Annotated in this window: 1 protein-coding gene; it reads right to left on the reverse strand. The window is 61.9% G+C overall.

Features of this window, described 5'->3' with window-relative positions; all coding sequences use genetic code 11:
* On the reverse strand, positions 1–2,729 hold a 2,729-nt coding region (locus FHG71_RS22915), incomplete at its 3' end, for an Ig-like domain-containing protein (RefSeq protein ID WP_218014226.1).
* Positions 2,730–3,146 lie beyond the last annotated feature (417 nt).

Consider the following 3,146-nt stretch of genomic DNA (forward strand, 5'->3'; position numbering starts at 1 on the left):
TCCCTGCCTTCCGAGCGGGCCGTGAACACAAAGGCGTCGTGGCCCAGACCGCCGGTCAGCCTGTCCCGGCCTACCCCGCCAGACAGCCTGTCGTTGCCCAAGCCGCCGTCCAAGATGTCATCGCCCTTCTCGCCTTGCAGAAGGTCATGACCCGCAGCCCCGTGCAACCGGTCCTTGCCGTGACCTCCGTACAGAAAGTCAGCGCCGCCCCCCCCTGACAGAGCGTCATTGCCGTCTTCGCCATAGAACTGGAAGCGCTCGATCGAGGTGCCGACCGCCACTCCGTTGAACATCGCGCCGCCTCCCGCCTGAGAGACGGAGATGGTGTCGGCCTTCGCGCCTCCGGTGAGCCAGAGGCTGTCTGTCCCCGCTCCGCCATCGGCTCGGTCGCCGGTCTCGACGCCCAGAAAGGTCAGGACGTCGTCGCCCTCGCCGCCAGCCAAGCGGTCCAGTCCGGTCCCTGCTCCAAGCCGATCGTTGCCATGTCGCCCGACCAGGATGTCGTTCCCGGCCTCTCCGGCGAGGGTGTCGCGCCCAGCGCCCCCATCCAGCCGGTCATTGCCCGCCTTGCCGTTGAGGAGGTTGTCGGTGTCGTTGCCGGTGATCCGGTTGTTCAGCCCGTTCCCGGTCCCGTGCAGGGCCGCAGAGCCCCGCAGCAGGAGGTTCTCCACCTCAGACGCCAGTGTCAGGCTGACCCAGGCGTTGACCTGGTCTGTGCCGCCATCTGCGGTCTCAACGATCGTGTCGCTAGGATCTTCGACGACGTACAGGTCGCTGCCCGCCCCCCCGAGCACACGGTCGACGCCCCGGCCGCCGATGAGAGTGTCGTTCCCCGCCTCGCCGAACAGAGCATCGCTGCCACCGCCTCCGAACAGGCCATCATCATCAGCCGCGCCGTAGAAGAACTCGGACCCGCTGCCGCCCGTCAGCGTGTCGTTGCCGTCCTCGCCATAGAACTGAAACCGCTCGAAACCTGTGCCTATGGCCATCCCGTTGACGAACGCACCCTCGCCCGAGACAGTGATGCGGTCGCCAGTGCTGCCGCCTGTGATCCACAGACTATCCGTGCCCAAGCCCCCATCTGCCGTGTCACCCGCCTCCACGCCTCTGAGGGTCAGGATGTCGTTGCCTTTCCCGCCCGAGAGTTGGTCAAGCCCGGTGCCCGCGCCCAGGCGGTCGTCGCCAAGGCCTCCGTCAAGGGTGTCATTGCCGGCCTCGCCGGAGAGGGTGTCGTGGCCGTCCTCGCCCCAGACATGGTCGTTGCCGAAGCTGCCATTGAGGAAGTCGGTGCCAGTGCCGCCGCTCAGTGTATCGTTGCCATCGCCCCCTAGTAACTGAAAGCGCTCGAAGTTTCTGCCCATGGCAATGCCATTGATAACTGTTCCGCTTCCGGAGACGGACATGATGTCAGCTGCACTGCCGCCAACCAGTTCAAGTACGTCGATAGATCCCAATCCCCCATCGGCCGAATCCTTGGCTTGAACATCGTCGAGGCGCACGAAATCATTGCCGTCTCCGCCGATTACGGTATCTAATCCACCGCCTGCATACAGGTGATCGTCGTCTGCCCCACCATCGATTAGAGACTCATCCCCGGAACTGCCCACGACCGTGTCATTCCCTGCTCCTCCATCGATGGCGATATCGCCCCACCCGCCCGCACCCACGCCGGAATAGATGAGATCAGCCCCATCTCCTCCAGCAAGAACTTGATTGTGGCTGAGCCCATGCAGGACATCGTCACCAAAACCACCGTAAAGCTCGCTGCCAGTGGAGGAGGTTGTGAGAGTATCATTGCCCGCTCCTCCGGAAAGCACTGACCAAGAGCCGTCCTCTCCTGTTAGCGAGTCGTCACCATCACCGCCGACAAGCAGATTATCGCCTATCATCGTGTCGTTGCCGTCTCCGCCGTAGCCTGCTGCAGCCTCACCATCGGCGCGAATGACATCGTCCCCATCGTCACCATGGACGGTCGCCATGAATCCGCCATAGAGCGTGTCATTGCCGGCGCCGCCATAACTTTCGGACATCGTAGTTTTTATAATGTCGTTGCCAGCTCCGCCGTAAAGGCTTCCGGGCCAATCTTCGCTGCTTCCGTCAATAGTGTCATTGCCTCCCCCACCGAAAAAGTCGATCCATTCGAAGTCGACGCCTATAGCGACCCCGTTGAAAACTGCGCCTCCATAAACGATGGACAGATCATCATCTGCGGAATCAGAGCCGTAGATGATGAGTCGGTCGATGCCTGCCCCCCCATAGGCAGAGTCGGCTGCATCTACGCCGTTGAGTGTAACGGCGTCCCAGCCTTCCCCTCCGTAGATTAGATCCTGGCCCTGTCCACCGTTTATCTGATCGTCGCCTGCCTCGCCACGAATCGTGTTATTGCCGCTCCCACCTATCAGCACATCACTGCCACCGGTTCCACTGATCGCGACTGGCGCGTCCTGAGCTATGGAGATCGACACGGTCGCAGTGGAGGTGCCGCCCTCTGGATCGATAGTCCAGAATGAGAAATTGTCCGGCCCCAGGTAACCTGCGGCCGGCGTGTAAGTGTAAGTTCCATCCGAGCTAATCCCGACGGTGCCGTGCTTCGGTGCGCCCTCGTTTAGAAGTGCGAATGTGAGCGGTTGACCGTCCGGGTCCGTACCCGTGAGTTTGCCTGAGACGGCCCCTGGGGCAGTGGCTTTGGAAATCACGATCCGAGAGGGGACGGCACTTGGAAGGGTCATGGTACCACCAGAAGGTTCAAAGCGATGGAGAGTGAGTGACAGCCTCAGGGCCGGCGGACGACGTCGAGATCAGCCCCCGCATGTGCGCTGGGCGTGACGTTCCCCTCGACGTGACTCAGGGCAAGTAATTGTGCCACAGGCCTAACGTGTGGCGTGGAGTCCTAAGCGGGAAAGCTACTTACCGGAATGCCACAATGTAAACATACAAACGAGTTGGGGGTCCGAGTGTGTGGTGGCCATTCGTGCCGTGTTGGCGGTGTAAGCTGAGACAACGGTGTGCTGTTGTCACGCGAGTCACCCTCTTGACTCACGACCTCGTCAGCTAGAACAAAACAGGAACGTGTCGCTCCGCTGACCCGCTGCCACGAGGACCCCGTGTGGACCCTGCGTCCCGCCCTGCTCTGGACCGTTTGCGCG

The organism is Rubellimicrobium roseum, from assembly GCF_006152145.1.
In the GTDB taxonomy this organism is placed as follows: Bacteria; Pseudomonadota; Alphaproteobacteria; order Rhodobacterales; family Rhodobacteraceae; genus Rubellimicrobium; species Rubellimicrobium roseum.